A 16,164-nucleotide genomic window follows, 5' to 3' on the forward strand; every position below is an offset into this window, starting at 1 on the left:
ACTTTATTCCTTTATTGCGGGTTCCCTTTTTTTATTGCCTTCACCCCGAGGAGCTGAGGTTTTAACATTTCCTTGTTGTTGCTGTTGGTTTCCTTTTCGACGGCCTTGATTTGAAGAAGTACTACTTCCTGTATTTGATCGGGGTTGTTGTTGGCCACTATTCGGACGACGGCGTCTGTTTTGAGATCTTCTATCCCCAGTGCCTTTAGGCGCTTTTGACTGGCTTGGGTGACGGCCTTGTACTCTTCTAGACTGGTTCTGTTGTTCCGGAGCTGTCGGTTCAGTATGACCTCCAAATAAACTGGACCATAAACGTTTAATGAAACTCGTTTGTCCACTTTTTACAGGTTGATGCTCCGCGAATGATTTAACTGCTGGTTCATCGCGTAAAGAAGCCTCTGTTTCACTGCTAGGTACTTGGAGCTCTGGTTGTTGAATTAAAGTATAACTTGGCTTTTTCGATTTACCCACATTGTCTTCTTTCAGACGTGTTATTGAATATTGAGGTAAGTGCATGTACGGATTGGCAATAATCATGACTGAAACGCCATGTCTTTTTTCAATGTCTTTAATGAAATTACGTTTTTCATTAATGATAAAAGTTGCCATTTCTGCAGGAAGTTGCACTTGTATTTCAGCAGTCTTTTCCTTTAATGCTTCTTCTTCAATAAGACGGGTAATTGCTAATCCGTGAGATTGAATATTGCGGACAGTTCCCCGGCCTTCGCAACGTGGGCAAACTTCCTGAGCAGTTTCACCCAAGGATAGTCTAAGCCGCTGGCGCGACATTTCCAAAAGACCAAAACGGGAAATACGTCCAACTTGAATACGTGCTCTATCGGCTTGAAGCGCTTCTTTCAGACGATTTTCCACATCACGTTGGTTTTTACTGGAACTCATATCGATAAAATCGATTACCACCAAACCACCCAAATCGCGTAAACGCAATTGGCGTGCAATTTCGTCCGCTGCTTCTATATTTGTATTGAAAGCGGTTGCTTCGATATCTGATCCACCTGTTGCTTTGGCAGAATTGACATCAATGGAAACCAAGGCTTCAGTTCGGTCAATGACTAAAGCGCCTCCAGAAGGCAGCATGACTTGACGCTGGAATGCAGTTTCTATCTGGCTTTCAATCTGATAAAAATTGAACAAAGGAATGCTGCTGTTATAGAGTTTCAAGTTCGGTAAAAACTCGGGTTTTACGCGTTCAATATATTGTTTGGCTTTAATATAAGATATTTGATCATCGATAATAATTTCGCTGATGGATTTACGTAAATTATCGCGAATGGAACGGATGATCACATCACCTTCCTGATGAATCAGGCAAGGAGCAAGTTCTGTATTATAAGCTTGTTTAATGGAATTCCATTGATTACACAGCATATCCAGGTCATCTTGCAATTCTTCTTGGCTTTTACCGACACCTGCAGTGCGGATGATGAGCCCCATATCTTCCGGCAACACCAGTGCATTAAGTGTTTCGCGCAATTCATCGCGTTCGTCACCTTCAATACGTCGAGAGATACCGCCGGAACGAGGATTATTAGGCATTAAAACCAAATAGCATCCTGCTAAGGTGATGTAGGTTGTTAATGCGGCGCCTTTGCTTCCACGCTCTTCTTTGTCTACTTGAACCAATAATTCTTGACCTTCACGAATCAATGAAGTGATAGGAGGCTTTTCATCGCCAAACTCGTCAGGGTTTCTACTTAAATATTCCGGTGCAATTTCTTTAAGAGGCAAAAAACCCTGGCGTTTCGACCCATACTCTACAAATACTGCATCCAGGCTGGGTTCCCGTCGCGTCACGGTTGCTTTATAGATATTCCCCTTCTTTTTCACTTCACCAGGACACTCAATGTCCAGGTCAAATAAATAACGATCTTTTACAAGAGCAACACGAACTTCTTCAGTTTGTATTGCATTGATTAACATTTTTTCCATCTATTACCCCATCTTTAGGGCGCAGTCATTTAAGTGGAGATAGTGTAAGGCTCAAAATACCTTAGAGGTTCAAATGGATTCACTGATCTTTTGCTTTTGGCTGATGTATGGATTTTCTGTGCTTCATTGCATACATAGATATGTTTTGCCGCAGTATTCGAAAATCCGAGTGATTCACCGAAAGTAGGTAATGAGTCAGTAGCACCGGGAATTGAACAGTAAGTGAATTGATCTTTAGGCGACCCTATAGCCTGGTAAACAGACGTTACGCAGCTTCCCTGTTCCATAGACTTGATTCGTATGGTTTCTGCAGAGTACGGCAGCGTCTTCAGAACGGTGTTTGAATCCCCATGTACTGACGGGTACATTTTGGTTTGACACTCCGTTCCTCCTGCCATTTTTTTTCCTGCAGCGATTTTCGAAAGAGATCTAAAGAGAGGTGCATGCTGGGAGATATACTGGTTACAAATCAAACGGGTTGTAATATGTAGCCAAAGGCGTGCGAAAACCCTGGAGTAATTTGTAATCGATATAAGGCATGTCTGGCATGCGTAGGTTTCTGTTAAAAATATGCTCAATTTATCTCTGGCATTGGGTCGCTTCCTTCTATCTTTTCTTAAATGGAAGCGCTATTACTTATGTAACTATATTTAACAAGTAATCATTCATTTTGGTCAGGCAAAGCCCATTTCCTCAATGATTAGCATATACTTTAAAGTAAATAGTCACGCTTTTTATTTAAATGCGTTATAATTCGGTTGCATGGAAATTATCCACGCTACGGGCGATCATATCAAAAAAATCACGCCCAGCAAACAGGTTTATTGACAATGAATGAAGTTAGTTATAAAGAAATCAGTAAGGAAGAGGAAGGACAAAGGCTGGACAATTACCTGATTCGCATTTTGAAAGGGGTACCTAAAAGCCATATTTATCGGATCATTCGTGGCGGTGAAGTTCGAGTTAATAAGAAAAGAGCACAAATCAATTCAAGATTGCAAGCTGGAGACAGCATTCGTATTCCCCCAATTCGTTTATCCGAAGCAAAAGAAGTTTTTGTAGGGGATGCTTTGACTAAACGTTTAAAAGAATGCATTATTTTTGAAGATTCTTGTTTTTTAGTCATTAATAAACCCGCAGGGATCGCTGTTCATGGTGGTAGCGGACTAAGCCTTGGCGTGATTGAAGCTTTAAGGAAAACCAGGCAAGACTTACCGTATTTAGAACTAATCCATCGTCTTGATAAAGAAACTTCGGGGTGTCTCTTATTAGCAAAAAAAAGAAGCACACTTCGGGCAATGCATGCTTTGCTTGAAGCGCGTGAGGTGCAAAAATCGTATTGGGCATTGCTTACACATCGATGGGAAGGGAAAAGACAAGTCATTGTTCAAGCTGCCCTGGAAAAAAATACATTAAAGTCGGGCGAGCGCATTGTGTCTGTGAATGACGAGGGAAAAGCATCAGAAACAAATTTTCGGCTTCTTGAAAATTACCAACAAGCCTGCTGGGTCGAAGCAAGCCCCAAAACCGGACGTACGCATCAAATTCGTGTGCATAGTGCCCATTTAGGGCATGTTATTGTTGGAGATAAAAAATATGGATCACTTGCAGGAGAAATAGAAGGGATAGATAATCAATCTCATCGTCTTTTTTTACATGCGCGATCCATTCAGTTTGAATTAAACGGTACAAAACATTATTTTCAAGCTGATGCAGATAATCATTTTTCTACCGCACTAAAACAATTGCGTGCGAGGAGCGTAGTTAGTAATGAGCAATCCATATGATTTGGTAGTATTTGACTGGGAAGGTACTATTGCGGATACTTTAGGGATAGTTTTAAATGTTGTTGCTGAAGAGGCAAATTTGCTGGGATTTGGCCATTTTGATCCCCATGAAGCAAGAAAATATGTGGATTTAGGTTTGGTACAGGCTTTAAGGAAGGCATATCCTCATTTATCAGCAACAGAACATCAACAACTATTACAAGCCGTACAATTAGCGATACATTCGCGTTCATCAGATGTTTGTTTGATGCCTGGTGTCCGTGAATTGATCTATCAACTGCATGAGGCAGAAATTAATTTAGCGATAGCCACCAATAAAGGGCATCAATCATTAATACGTGCATTGCAAGCCACAGGTCTGGATACGCTATTTAAAGTAACCCGCTCTGCAGGACAGGTTCCTGCAAAACCTTGTCCACAAATGTTGGAAGAAATAATTGATGAATACGGCGGAACTGCCGCAACCACTTTGATGATAGGTGACTCTCTCACGGATATGGAAATGGCAAAGAATGCCCAGGTAACTGCTGTAGGGATAGACATATACCACCAGCAAGAAGAGTCTGCCCTCAAGGCAGCTGGTGCTGTGGTCGTGTTTGATGAATATAAACAAATAGTCGATTTCTTAAATCTTTCAAAAAGAAGTTAACTACACGGTGTGTAGCCCCTTGAGCCAGGATTTTGAGAGGTGATTTCATTTGGGATCCGTTATATTTTGGCGCTCATAGGGAATGAGGTTACTTTTTTTAGCCATATGTAAAGGGAGTATTAATCGTTGAGTACATTAACCAGTTTGCCAAATATATTGACGCTACTGCGTATTATGCTGATTCCAGTATTTATTATTGTTTTTTATTTACCGTTCTCCTTTGCACATGTATTGGCAGCCAGTATTTTTGCCGTTTTAAGCATTACGGATTGGTTAGATGGTTATTTGGCGCGTAAACTCAAGATGTTATCGCCATTTGGCGCATTTCTTGATCCTGTAGCCGATAAGTTATTGGTTTCTACAAGTTTATTGCTGTTAGTAGGCGCCAAGGAAATTCATTACCTTACCATTCCTGCAATTGTCATAGTCGGGCGGGAAATTGTGATTTCAGCTTTGCGTGAGTGGATGGCCGAAGTGGGGAAACGTGCCAGTGTTACCGTGGGTTATGTAGGTAAGATAAAAACTTTCTTACAAATGGTGGCATTATTTTTATTGCTTGCCTTTAATTCGCTCGATACTTGGGGTGGAATTTCTGGCTTTATCTTATTATATGTGGCAGCAATTTTAACGATTTGGTCTATGATTATTTATTTGGCAATTGCTTGGCCAGAATTAACGAAAAAAAATTAATTTTATTATTGACAGGGTGTTAAATTTCGGTAGAATCACACCCCGTAGAGACGCGGGAATAGCTCAGTTGGTAGAGCACAACCTTGCCAAGGTTGGGGTCGCGAGTTCGAGTCTCGTTTCCCGCTCCAAATTAAAGCGACACAAAAGTCGCTTTTTTTTTAGAGCCTAAAGACGTAGAAGTATTAGAAGCATCAATGAGGCTGTGTGGCAGAGTGGTCATGCAGCGGCCTGCAAAGCCGTGTACGCCGGTTCGATTCCGGCCTCAGCCTCCAAAATAAAATGCCCAGGTGGCGAAACAGGTAGACGCAAGGGACTTAAAATCCCTCGGTGGTAACACCATGCCGGTTCGATTCCGGCCCTGGGCACCAATCATCCATCATTCTGTAGCAAACAGAATTAAAGCAAGAATTGCAAATATCATGCCCAATCCATGTCTAAAGGTGATTCCTTGATTTAGAAACACAGCGCAGAACAACAAGGTAATCATTGGATACATTGATGTGACGAGTACGACAGGCATGGTTGGACCTTTTTGTAAAGCCACAATAAAAAAAATGCAGGCAATTCCATTTGCCAAACCATTTAAAAGTCCATAGGTACTTCCTTTAAGACAAAGCTCTAATTTAAAATCAAGTAAGATTAAAGCAATGATGCCGGAAACGAGCACTCCCAGGCTTGAATAAAAAGTAATAGATAAAGGATTAATAAAAGTGGATGCTCTAGTGCCCCAATAACCCCACGCCCCATACAGCACTAAAGCAATTATTGAGGGTAAATACCAAGAGCTTAAAATCATAAGTTACCTTACCTGAAAAACAGGGCCTTTATAAATTGATATTAGAATAACCGCTCATCTTTAAAAATAATACTGAAGTTTACCTTCCCAGGCATGAATTATGGTTAATTTGAAATACTCCTTTGTCTCATTTCATGTCCGCTGGATGGATAATCCAACGCTCTTTGTTTCTCGAGCCATTCAACAAATCGAAAACGGAAGGTCTTAAAAAACAAGTAAAAACGATTTGAAGAACGTATTTGGGCTCCTTCATCACCTTGATACAACTCAGCCAATTCTTTGGGAGAGGTTAATTTTAAGTTGAGCGCGATTTTATCTGCATGGAAGGCAATATCCGTCAAGGATTTATTCGTTAAGGAAAAACTGTCCTCAATGATTTCTCGCCCTTCGATTTTAAAGTCCTCAATCGTAAATTGATGCCTCGCAAAGTAAGCACTTTTTTTACCGTTCTTTGTTTTCAAAGTTTCATCAGCCCCTGCTGAAACAAGTGCCGCGCTCAGATCATCAAAATGATAAAAACGAGCCCAGTGCAGGGCAGTCATTCCATAAAAATCCTGTTGATTTACATCGCATTTCAATTGCTGCATTTGTTCCAAAATGAGTAAAGCCGCCTTTTTATCTGCGAGTTTGCAGGCAAGCAGTAGGGCTGTATTGTCATAAGAAGTCGCTAAAAGTAGTTGGTGGTTCGCAAAACTTAAAGCATGTTTTAAATTCCCCGGATCTCTATCTATGATGGCCTGATGTAAGGGAGTGTTCGTAACAACCACATCATCATAGCTCCCTTTTTTAGGAAGAGATAACCGGCAAAATTCACCCAATTTATTTAATGTTTCTTCCTGGGATTCAGCAGATTTAATCTCAAGCAGGTAATTTTGAAAGAAAATGTGAAGTGCGCGCACCTGAGTTAGAAAAGGCTCAATCGCTCTGAATAGATTTAAATTTAGTAATTCCACATTTCCCAAAAAAACAAAAAACAATCGAAGATTCTCAATGCTGTTTTTGTTTGTCATTAGAGGCAGCAGAGGTTCTAATATTTTTTTATCGAGCATGTGGAATTTTTCCAGTGATTTAAAAAATTGTTCAACCGACAGGAGATCCTCAGAGGAAAGATAAGTTGTGGTCAATAATTTTTCAACTAAAGGAATTGAGTCGGCAGGCAAATTTTTACACAGACCAAACAGGTCAAAAATTAAATACCATTCCTCGTATTCTTCAATGTGTTCCCGGTCACCTTCATGGATTAAGAAACGAAGAGGTGTGACATGAGATATCTGGGTGAAACGGGACAAGTGATTTGTTTCCGCTAAACGACAGATAAGATTGAAGATAGGATCATGAGATTCTGGAGCCATTCTCATTGCCTGAACCAAACCTTGGCGTGTTTCTTTACTTGTCGCATCATCGATAAAAATTTGCAGGGCCCATTTCGGATTAGAGAACTGTTTGGTTTTCATAAAGGACACAAGATGAATCATGTCTGTGACATAGTCCATCGCTTTTCCAGCCGGAATTGTCTTTAATTCACGACTTAGCAAAGCTTCTATTTCATCGTAATCAACATGATCTTTAGTGATTGAGACCATTATATTCTGGCTAAGTATTATTTTTGTTGACTCAATTCGCGATGCGCCCATAAGGGATCCTTTAATGTGTTATTTACTGGATTAAATGGTAAAACATATTACTTTAAAGAGATTAAAGTTACCAATTGTAAAATTAATGGTTTAAATGAGATTCAGTAAAGCCCACACCCATTTTTTTATGTTCTATTTCGCTGAGGCTGAATAACTAATCCGATACCATCTTGTAAATAACAGGGCAAAGCACCGTTAGAAATATTAATAAAAAGAAAGGGTATTGCCCTCTCGTTTACGTTATTCCAGTGTTTATGAAAGATGAGTGAGGTTAAATTGAATACCATTGGTATAGAAATGTTTGAGACTTAAACCTGAATTCAAAAATTGTCCTGAAGCCTGACCTAAAGAGCGTTTACGCCTAAAAATAGTTCTCCATTCAATACTGCATTACTGGGCGAATTCGCCGTGTAAGTTTTTATAATATCTGGCGCCAGATTTAGAGTTTGTATTCTGCCCCCATTTTCCCAAACAGGACCAAGACTGATGGTACCAACCCAACAGGAGTCAAAATGGGATATGTTTTCCCATTGTACCTGCAAATGCATTATGTGTGATAAATCCTAGCGAGAAAGACAATACAACTAATCTATTTTTCATAAATGCTCCTAACTTAATAGAATGACATCGAAAAATTGCCAAAGTGATATGAAATTGAATTGTTGGAATCTAATGCATCTAGGACAGTAGACAAATCATTTATCGAAGAAAGATACCATTCTGGTCTGTCATTTTGATAGTCTTGGGCAGCACAGTTGTCCACGTGACTTTTTTGAGATCCCTTACCTTAACCCATCAGCTTATTGAAAAAATTTAGATTAACAAAAGCTAAAAATATTTACCAGTGGATTATTGGTGGACATCAAACTCCAATGAAATATCCACAATTTCTGTGGATAAGTATGTGTGTTAGCTGATGAATAAATATAAATAAACAGAACTCATATAAGGTGTATCGCTTAGATCATTTTTTCTCTACAATAAGACTTTAACCTTAATAACAGATGATATGTATAAACCATTAGCTCTTTTTATGGGCTTACGCTATACGCGTTCCAGAAAGAAGAATCATTTTGTGTCATTTATTTCGCTAAGCTCCATGCTGGGGATCGGCATAGGGGTGATGGTTCTCATTACAGTCTTATCGGTCATGAATGGGTTTGACCAACAAATCCATAACCGCTTTTTTGGTATGGCTCCTGAAATAACCGTTTCTGGACCGAATGAACGTCTGGGCGATTGGCCAGAGGTGGCTAAAAAAATTCAGACAGTTCCTGAGATTAAAGCGCTTTCTCCCTATGTTGGCGGACAAGGATTAATGGTTCATGAAGGTCAAGTTTTGCCTATTGTTTTAACAGGAGTACTCCCTGAAAACGAACAAAAGATGAGCCATTTGCAAGATAAACTACTTGCTGGGAATTTAAATAATTTAAAAGATTTTGGTATTATTTTGGGTAAGGGGCTAGCTGATAATTTAGGGACAATGATTGGAGATAAGGTGACGATCATGATCCCTCAAGCAACAGTGACCCCTGCTGGTATGATTCCCCGTTTTAAACGGTTCACAGTAGTTGGTGTCTTTTCTGCAGGAACAGGGTTTAATTTTGATACCAAATTGGCATTTATCAATATGCTGGATGCTCAAAAGCTGTTACAGATGGGAACTGATGTGACTGGAATCAAGATGAAAATAGGGAATGTTTATCAAGCCCCAGAATTATCCAACAAAATTTCGCGTTTATTAGGTGGTGAATATCAAGTTGGGAATTGGACACAACAATATGGCGCTTTTTTCCAGGCAGTTAAAATGGAAAAAACAATGATGTTTCTTATTTTATTACTAATCATTGCTGTGGCAGCCTTCAACTTGGTTTCTTCTTTAGTGATGGTTGTGAATGACAAGCAAGCCGAAATTGCTATTTTGCGCACTATCGGTGCAACTCCTTCTACGATATTATGGACTTTTATAGTTCAAGGTATGATGGTTGGCGTTGTCGGCACCATTTTCGGTTTATTGGGTGGAGTAGTACTTGCGAAAAATGCAACGAGTATTGTGAATCATCTACAAAGTTGGTTCCATTTTAAAGTCTTGTCCTCCAGTATTTATTTTGTTGACTATTTGCCTTCTGAGATTCTATTTAGTGACCTGTGGAAAGTTTGTGTTATGGCATTATTGATGAGTTTTCTTGCCACAATTTATCCAGCCTGGCGTGCTTCAAAAACAGTCATTGCGGAGGCTTTGCATTATGAGTGATATTATTTTAAATGCAAAGCAACTTTGCAAATCTTACAATGATGGAGCGTCCAAAGTGGAAGTTCTTCGGGGCATCAATTTATCTATAGCCCAAGGAGAACGAGTAGCGATAATTGGTCCTTCAGGATCGGGCAAAAGTACACTATTGCATTTGCTGGGGGGGTTGGATAAACCCACGAGTGGTGAGGTTTGGATAAAAGATATAAACTGGCAAACGGTCAATGAGAAACAACGTTGCAAACTACGGAATCAGGGTTTGGGGTTTATCTACCAGTTTCACCATTTATTACCTGAATTTACTGCTCTTGAAAATGTTTCTATGCCCCTCCTCTTAGGAAATACCTCCGTAAAGGATGCTGAAGCTGAAGCAAACAGGATGTTAGATAATGTTGGCCTGAAAGAAAGGAAATTACATAAACCGGCACAACTATCTGGAGGAGAGCGCCAAAGGGTAGCCATAGCCCGGGCTTTGGTGCATCAACCCTATTGTGTATTAGCAGATGAACCAACAGGGAATCTGGATCAAACGACAGCTACCAGAGTGTTTGATTTAATGTTGCAGCTGAATCAAAAAATGAATACTGCTTTAGTTATAGTAACTCATGATCAACAATTAGCACATAAAATGGATCGTGTTTTGGTTTTAGGGGAAGGAACACTATTAGATTCTTCCCGAGATTAGATTAGAATAGACTATAGGATAGGAATTGTGCGGGGTTTGATATAATTTAAATCGAGATGCTTAAAATATTGCTATGGTAGCGAATATTTATGCTATATTAGCAGTACATTAGCATAATGATTTAATTGACCATGAAACATACTGAACAAAAAGCATATAATTTGCCCGTATCGCAAGATTTAGAAGCTCTCAATGCGGATTCCAATGCAGCAATAAAATACAGATCACCCCATGAGATGAACCTTCATGCGGCTCTTGAAGAACAAAATCCATTAAATTTAGAAAATTTTTATAATTTTGAAGCCTTTGAGGGTGTAAAGGGCTTAAGTTTTCTTGTTCTCAACAAAGATGGAACTTTGCTTAAGGCCGGTCGAAAAATGGGCCCTGAAGAAGATGATGAGAGTCCTTTCCTTATTTTATCTGAAGGGATGACTGCTGGTGAAAATGAATTTACGCATGGCTATATCGTAGTTAATGCGACATGTTCCCATCCGGGCTTGCCCCCTGAAATGCAAAATGTGCAGATCCTGTTAATGCAAAGCTTTGTTGGAGAAAATAAAGACAGTGCTCATTCAGGAATCACCTTTTATCTTAATTTGCCAAGAATCAAAAAAATTTTTGCACCTTTTGAATATGATGTTAAAGTGGATTTTCATTTTAGTGGTGAATGCAAGTCAAAATTAACGGTAGGTTATATTAGAAATAATATTGGAAGAACGCTCCATGATATGTTTTTCAATACAAAAGGAACCAAAACTGAAGAATTTAAGATTGAGGGAACAAAAAAAGAATTAACCAGTTACATTCCTGAACGATGTATGGTGCTCGATAATGAGTATGATCGGCATTTAATTCTTAATGCTTCTAAAACAAAGGTAACGTTTTTTATCAACCCCGATCCTGGCAAAGGTACTGATGCAGACATTTCGAATGCATCGACTCCTTCTCCAAGCATCATCAAAGAAAATTAGTATTTTCTTGTTCCTGCTTCTCCTCGTTCATTTTTTTAAATACGCTTTTTTAAAATGAACGAGGGAATCCAATAGGATTTTAAGGAAAATCAGTAATCGGCATTTCCTGGGGTTCTTGGGAAAGGAATAACATCCCTTACATTCGCTAACCCTGTGATATAACTGATTAAGCGCTCAAGTCCCAAACCAAAACCTGCATGAGGTACGGTGCCATAACGGCGCAGATCTCGATACCATTGATAGCTATCTGGGTTAAGATTGCTCTCCTCAATGCGTTTATCTAAAATATCCAGACGTTCTTCTCTTTGACTCCCGCCGATAATTTCACCTATTCCAGGTGCTAATACATCCATTGCTGCGACCGTCTTTCCATCTTCATTAAGACGCATGTAGAAGCCTTTAATTTCTTGAGGGTAGTTCGTCAGGATCACTGGTTTTTTGCAATGGATCTCTGCCAGATAGCGCTCATGTTCCGATTGTAAATCCAAGCCCCAACTCACAGGAAATTCAAAAGACTGACCGCATTTTTCTAAAATGTGGATGGCATCAGTATAGGTCATGATTGCAAAATCTGAATCAGCAATATGCTCTAGACGTTGGATACATCCGGGCGCAACAAATTGGTTGAAAAACTCCATATCATCTGTGCGTTCTTCTAGAACAACCTGACATAGATAGCGCAACATATTTTGGCTTAAATCACAAATATCTTGTAAGGTCGCAAAAGCAACTTCGGGTTCAATCATCCAGAATTCAGCCAGATGTCGGCTTGTATTAGAGTTTTCGGCACGAAAGGTAGGCCCAAAAGTATATACTTTGGACATAGCCATACAATAGGCTTCCAGGTTTAATTGTCCTGATACAGTGAGAAATGTTTCTTTACCAAAAAAATCTTTTTTATAATCAATTTGTCCGTGCTCATTTTTAGGCACGTTCAACAAGTCTAAAGTAGACACACGAAACATTTCACCTGCACCTTCACAATCACTGGAAGTGATTATGGGGGTATGGACCCAAAAAAAACCTCTTTCATGGAAAAAACGATGAATGGCTTGAGACACACAGTCACGGATTCTTGTTACCGCACTAATCGTATTGGTACGGGGCCGTAAATGGGCCACGTCGCGCAGGAATTCCAGTGTATGGCGTTTTGCCTGGATGGGATAAGTATCTGGGTTTTCAACCCATCCCACTACTGTGATCGCGTCAGCTTGAATTTCAAAAGCTTGGCCTTTACCTTGAGAGGCAACAAGTTTTCCAGAAGCAATGATAGAGCACCCTGCGGTTAATTTGCTGACTTCTTCCTGATAATTGTTCAAACCATCTGTAGCCACGATTTGAATGGGGGCAAAACAGGAACCATCATGCAGGCTAATAAAGGATAAACCCATTTTAGAGTCGCGTCGTGTTTTGACCCATCCTCTAACGGTAACCTGTTCATCTATGCTGATTTCACCATTCAAACATTCTTTTATGGTAAAAACTTTAGTCATTTTTTTTCCTCGCTCATTCTGTGTATACCATGGGTCAGGGATTTTTAATCCTTTATTATATCAGTCTGATTGAGATAAAGCGCAGGAGAGGCATTACATCAAACATGTACGATTGTTCCTTCATTTTGCGACATGAATGGTGGGTTCAAAATCGCAAGGAGTGACCCTTTAAATTATAGATACCTTTAAATAAAAATGAGATGATACACTGGGGATATATGCATTTCTACTACCTTGGAGTTAAAACGTCTTGATTTTCTCACTCCATTAAGGTTTGCTATAACCTACCCTGTATCGCTTTGAAATAGTAGAACGTAGCAAACTGGTGCTCGATATTGAGGAAAAAATTATGTTACGAAAAGTACTTTGTATTTCATTGTTTTTTTATTCTTATGTAGTTGCAGCAGATGAAACGGTATTAAGGCTGTACAGGCCCTTTGGCGATGTCACAGAGCAAGCATCTCCTCAAGTAAAAGAAAAAATATATGGCGAGTGCTATTCACAATCGCAACTGATCGTCCGTGAAGATGCCTGGCGTTGCAGCGCAAAGGGTCATGTCTATGATCCCTGTTTTGTTAAATCGGGTCCCAACAGGACAGAAGCCCTATGCCCTCAATCTCCTTGGGCTGGGGAGAGTGTATTGATTACAGTAACCCAACCTTTAAATAATGAGAATAATAAAACCCTGGATATGTCCCGAACTTATCCTTGGGGCATCGAATTAACGAATGGCGAGCATTGTCATGCGATCAATTCAGGAAAAATATACGATGAAATGCCTGTCCGGTATCGATGCACAAATAAAAACTATTTGGTTGGCCATTTGCAACGATGTAAATCTACCTGGAGTATGTTGGAAAAAACGCCACAAGGGGTGGTCACCGTAGAATTAAGCAAGGCTTGGTTTTAAAAAATCCGGGTATTTGCAATTTACTTATAAGCCAAAAGAAGATGTATGTTCTGCCCGGAGCTTTACTGAAGGATTTGCTTTTAATAGAGAATCGAAGTATTCCAAAAGAGCGCGTGTATCTCCGGGTTTAATTGTTTTTGGAACAGAGACAACTTTTGTCGTTTCTTGGGTCACAAACTGTGCCTCCCATGTATCTAATTGACCTGAATACATCACAGCACATGCATCTCGTAGGTCTAATAAACGTTCCCCCTTTTTAGAAACCCCCATATCTGCGGCTTTTTCATTCATATCCTCATATTCGCTCTCATCCCTATAAAAAACTATATCCATAGACACCAGTTCAGGACAAAAATCAGGGTTTATCCATTCTCTGGAATGAGCGGGCTGGTTCGAGCTCATAAAAGGGGAAAGAATACGTCCTGGCCCACATACTTCGATGACGCTATGCATGCGTTTGTTCACTTCTGAGCGCCAATCGTCTTTTAGTCTAGCCCCAGTAATACAAGTTATTTCGGGATTATTTTTTGTCATGGTGATGATGCTTTGATAGGCGCGTGCTTCTTCCATTGGGATCGAATTGATCACCATTTTATCATATTGCTCAAACATTTTTGGATTTAAAAAAAGTAGTTTTTGAGGGATGGTATATACTTTAGGTAATGCAGTAACAAAAATATATCCTTTTTTGGGAATTATGGATAAACCCACCGTATAGGGTTTCACAGTTTCTATGCATTTGGAAAAGGATAAAAAATACTTACTGTCGTTATCGCGTATATATCCCACAATATCATGCGAGGGAGATTTCTTACTGTGCTCAGGTTTTCTACCGATATGACCCGATTTCATGGTAGGTAACACCTCATCAACACCTTCAGAGCCCCTATAAATCAAACTATCCCCTGTAGGAATTCTTTCTCGAAGTAATTCTATTTTTTCTCTTCTTTCGTAGGCTTTTAACCTTAAATAGGAAGGATCCATTATTCGCAGAGGGCTACTGCGATTTAAATTCAAGTATACATGATAGGAAAATGAGCCACCTGCTAGAGTCGTAACCCCTTTCTTGAATGACATAGCTATCTCCGAATTCTAGACGTATATTAATAAATCTAGATGTATATGAAATAATCATAGTGTATTTAATACAAAATTCAAGAACCATGGGAATTCCTATTTAGACTGGATTTGTCCATTGCATGTAGATTCTTAGTGTTTCATGTAATTAGAGCCCTTTAATTCACTAAGAGATTTATTGACAGAAATATGGAAAAATATTTAACAAATAGATAAGGTCCCTATGTTATAATGATTTTGGTTATATAGGACTTATATGAAAGAATTCCGAATTATCGTTATAGGATGTTCCTCAGGGGGGTTAAACGCCTTAAAAAAAATATTAAGTCTTTTGCCCATTGATTTCCCTGCAGCCATTTTAATTGTGCAGCATTTATCCCCAACCGAAAAAAGTTTCCTTCCAAAACTGCTCCAACAAACATGCAAATTTCCTGTAATACTCGCAGCCGATGAACAATTATTAGCATCAAATACAGTCTTTGTTGCGCCTCCTGATTTCCACATGGTTGTTTCCAAAAATAAAATACATCTTGACAAGGGAGTTAAAGTTAACTTTTCAAGACCTGCCATTGATCGACTTTTTAATTCTGCAGCGATGAACCATGGCAGCAATGTAATTGGAATTGTATTAAGCGGCCAATTGGATGATGGAAGCGCAGGTTTACGTGCAATTAAAAGGTGTAATGGGATTTCCATTGTACAATCTCTAACCGAGGCTCAATATCCGGAAATGCCAAAGAATGCAGCACATGCTGTATTACCCGATTATTGTCTTACAATGGAGCAAATATCATCCATTTTAATTGTCTTAGCTGCTCAAAAAATTGAAATCATGAATGATACAAGACTAAGCACACGTTTACAGATTGAAACTGGAATTAATGATTCTTCAAATCATATAGCAGCCGAAAAATCCAATCATCTCGTTCCTCTTTTTGCTCCTATATGCCCTGATTGCAATAGCTTCTTAAATAATCATGATCAGGAGTTTGAGGGATGCCGCTGTCTGCAAGAAAGTATGCTGAATTTTACCCTCTTAGGCGCAGAGCTTGCCATAAAAACTGAAGAAGCTTTTTGGGCCGCTCTGCGGGCATTAGAGGAAAAGGAAAGATTTGCTAAAAATACTGCCTCCAAGGCAAATGATGCGAACTCGGTCAATAAAGAGTATTTTTTGGAAAAAGCAAATACCCTCGGGGAACAGATAAAAACTATCCGAAAAATATTGGATGAAATTCCAAATTACTTATAACAAAGTTCTAAGTTTGTTATTT

The 16,164-nt window shown here is 39.3% G+C and carries 14 protein-coding genes and 3 tRNA genes; 11 read left to right on the forward strand and 6 right to left on the reverse strand.

From position 1 onward, the window contains the following. Positions 1-3 precede the first annotated feature (3 nt). Positions 4-1,950, reverse strand: a complete 1,947-nt coding sequence (locus tag BU07_RS16650; RefSeq protein ID WP_051635450.1) for an Rne/Rng family ribonuclease — start codon at positions 1,948-1,950, stop codon at positions 4-6. Between the two features lie 29 nt (positions 1,951-1,979). Beyond that, positions 1,980-2,348: a hypothetical protein gene (locus tag BU07_RS0103790; RefSeq protein WP_051635451.1), complete on the reverse strand. Its 369-nt coding sequence runs from the start codon at positions 2,346-2,348 to the stop codon at positions 1,980-1,982. Positions 2,349-2,780: 432 nt separating this feature from the next. Between BU07_RS0103790 and BU07_RS0103795 the strand changes: the two genes are divergently transcribed. The 6 genes from BU07_RS0103795 to BU07_RS0103820 all read left to right on the forward strand — a co-directional run bounded on the left by BU07_RS0103795 (position 2,781) and on the right by BU07_RS0103820 (position 5,444). After that, positions 2,781-3,737, forward strand: coding sequence for an RluA family pseudouridine synthase (locus tag BU07_RS0103795; protein WP_031563781.1), 957 nt, complete (start codon positions 2,781-2,783; stop codon positions 3,735-3,737). Next, positions 3,721-4,386, forward strand: coding sequence for an HAD family hydrolase (locus BU07_RS0103800; RefSeq protein WP_031563782.1), 666 nt, complete (start codon positions 3,721-3,723; stop codon positions 4,384-4,386). Before BU07_RS0103795 ends, BU07_RS0103800 begins: the two co-directional genes overlap by 17 nt. Positions 4,387-4,512: 126 nt before the next feature. Continuing rightward, on the forward strand, positions 4,513-5,076 hold the full coding sequence (gene pgsA, locus BU07_RS0103805; RefSeq protein ID WP_031563783.1) for a CDP-diacylglycerol--glycerol-3-phosphate 3-phosphatidyltransferase: 564 nt from the start codon (positions 4,513-4,515) through the stop codon (positions 5,074-5,076). A 52-nt stretch (positions 5,077-5,128) separates the two neighbouring features. Then, positions 5,129-5,204, forward strand: a tRNA-Gly gene (locus BU07_RS0103810). Between the two features lie 70 nt (positions 5,205-5,274). Then, a tRNA-Cys gene (locus BU07_RS0103815) sits at positions 5,275-5,348 on the forward strand. A 9-nt stretch (positions 5,349-5,357) separates the two neighbouring features. Beyond that, positions 5,358-5,444 (forward strand) — tRNA-Leu (locus BU07_RS0103820). Between the two features lie 8 nt (positions 5,445-5,452). Here BU07_RS0103820 and BU07_RS0103825 read toward each other — a convergent pair. Both BU07_RS0103825 and ankQ read right to left on the reverse strand, forming a co-directional pair. Next, complete coding sequence (locus BU07_RS0103825; RefSeq protein WP_031563784.1) at positions 5,453-5,872, reverse strand: EamA family transporter; 420 nt, start codon at positions 5,870-5,872, stop codon at positions 5,453-5,455. A 104-nt stretch (positions 5,873-5,976) separates the two neighbouring features. After that, complete coding sequence (ankQ, locus tag BU07_RS0103830; RefSeq protein ID WP_051635452.1) at positions 5,977-7,506, reverse strand: Dot/Icm T4SS effector AnkQ/LegA10; 1,530 nt, start codon at positions 7,504-7,506, stop codon at positions 5,977-5,979. Between the two features lie 1,009 nt (positions 7,507-8,515). Between ankQ and BU07_RS0103840 the strand changes: the two genes are divergently transcribed. The 3 genes from BU07_RS0103840 (at position 8,516) to BU07_RS0103850 (ending at position 11,413) form a co-directional block, all read left to right on the forward strand. Continuing rightward, the gene (locus BU07_RS0103840; RefSeq protein WP_031563787.1) at positions 8,516-9,760 is read left to right on the forward strand and encodes a lipoprotein-releasing ABC transporter permease subunit; all 1,245 of its coding nucleotides are present in this window, start codon (positions 8,516-8,518) and stop codon (positions 9,758-9,760) included. After that, a complete protein-coding gene (lolD, locus tag BU07_RS0103845) occupies positions 9,753-10,442 on the forward strand; it encodes a lipoprotein-releasing ABC transporter ATP-binding protein LolD (RefSeq protein WP_031563788.1) in 690 nt (229 codons plus the stop codon). The genes BU07_RS0103840 and lolD overlap by 8 nt, the downstream gene beginning before the upstream one ends. A 131-nt stretch (positions 10,443-10,573) precedes the next feature. Beyond that, entirely contained in the window at positions 10,574-11,413 is an 840-nt protein-coding gene (locus BU07_RS0103850) for a hypothetical protein (RefSeq protein WP_031563789.1), read from the forward strand. 89 nt (positions 11,414-11,502) lie between these two features. Here the strand turns inward: BU07_RS0103850 and asnS are convergent, their stop codons facing one another. Next, positions 11,503-12,906, reverse strand: coding sequence for an asparagine--tRNA ligase (asnS, locus tag BU07_RS0103855; protein ID WP_031563790.1), 1,404 nt, complete (start codon positions 12,904-12,906; stop codon positions 11,503-11,505). A gap of 349 nt (positions 12,907-13,255) precedes the next feature. Between asnS and BU07_RS0103860 the strand changes: the two genes are divergently transcribed. Beyond that, the gene (locus tag BU07_RS0103860; protein WP_031563791.1) at positions 13,256-13,816 is read left to right on the forward strand and encodes a hypothetical protein; all 561 of its coding nucleotides are present in this window, start codon (positions 13,256-13,258) and stop codon (positions 13,814-13,816) included. A gap of 24 nt (positions 13,817-13,840) precedes the next feature. Here BU07_RS0103860 and BU07_RS0103865 read toward each other — a convergent pair whose 3' ends face one another. Continuing rightward, a complete protein-coding gene (locus BU07_RS0103865; protein WP_031563792.1) occupies positions 13,841-14,893 on the reverse strand; it encodes a hypothetical protein in 1,053 nt (350 codons plus the stop codon). 256 nt (positions 14,894-15,149) lie between these two features. Between BU07_RS0103865 and BU07_RS17165 the strand changes: the two genes are divergently transcribed. Beyond that, positions 15,150-16,142 carry a chemotaxis protein CheB gene (locus BU07_RS17165; RefSeq protein ID WP_084157791.1) on the forward strand — a complete coding sequence of 331 codons (993 nt, stop codon included), beginning with the start codon at positions 15,150-15,152 and terminating at the stop codon, positions 16,140-16,142. Positions 16,143-16,164: the final 22 nt, after the last annotated feature.

Origin of the sequence: Legionella wadsworthii DSM 21896 = ATCC 33877 (assembly GCF_000701265.1) — a bacterium.
Classification (GTDB): domain Bacteria; phylum Pseudomonadota; class Gammaproteobacteria; order Legionellales; family Legionellaceae; genus Legionella; species Legionella wadsworthii.